The organism is Vibrio sp. 1180_3, from assembly GCF_029478545.1.
GTDB classification, from domain to species: domain Bacteria; phylum Pseudomonadota; class Gammaproteobacteria; order Enterobacterales; family Vibrionaceae; genus Vibrio; species Vibrio aestuarianus.
This window is the reverse complement of record NZ_SJFM01000313.1, coordinates 1-222: the sequence shown is the minus strand read 5'-3', so window position 1 is coordinate 222 and position 222 is coordinate 1. Positions and strand designations below refer to the sequence as shown.

At 45.5% G+C, this 222-nt stretch carries 1 protein-coding gene; it reads left to right on the top strand.

Features of this window, described 5'->3' with window-relative positions:
• Positions 1–14 precede the first annotated feature (14 nt).
• Positions 15–222, top strand: a 208-nt coding sequence (tnpB, locus tag EYW48_RS21960) for an IS66 family insertion sequence element accessory protein TnpB (protein WP_277433134.1), incomplete at its 3' end; no start/stop codon positions are given.

Here is a 222-nt window from a genome sequence, read left to right as displayed (position 1 = left end):
ATCGGAGTGCTGTCATGAAGAGAATGCTTAGTGCACCCAATATTTACTTGTATCGAGAGTTCGTGGACTTTAGAAAATCCATCAATGGATTAGCAGCGATTATCGAGTCCGAAACCGATTTGCCGCTCGGCACGGGTGCGCTATTCCTGTTTACCAATAAACAACGCGACAAAGTCAAAGTGTTGTACTGGGATAAAACGGGCTTTGCCCTGTGGTACAAAC